General features: G+C 50.0%; 1 protein-coding gene. It reads right to left on the bottom strand.

The window, feature by feature from the left end; translation table 11 throughout:
- Positions 1-236 (bottom strand): GTP-binding protein (locus tag A372_RS32640; RefSeq protein WP_036702621.1); only part of this gene is annotated, 236 nt, incomplete at both ends.

Genomic DNA, 236 nt, shown 5'->3' with positions numbered 1-236 from the left:
ACTGCGTTCGCTTGAAGGCGATCACGCATATCAGCTACAACGTTCAAGAAGTCGGCACCGATAATATCCATTTTGTTTACATATGCGATCCGTGGAACGCCATAGCGATCAGCCTGTCTCCATACGGTTTCAGACTGAGGCTCAACGCCTTCTTTCGCACTGAAAACACCAACTGCTCCGTCCAATACACGAAGGGAACGTTCAACTTCAACAGTGAAGTCAACGTGCCCCGGGGT

The sequence above is a fragment of the Paenibacillus sp. OSY-SE genome, assembly GCF_000283315.1.
GTDB lineage: Bacteria > Bacillota > Bacilli > Paenibacillales > Paenibacillaceae > Paenibacillus_B > Paenibacillus_B profundus.
The sequence above is the reverse complement of the archived record's forward strand: the minus strand, read 5'-3'. Positions and strand labels throughout refer to the sequence as shown.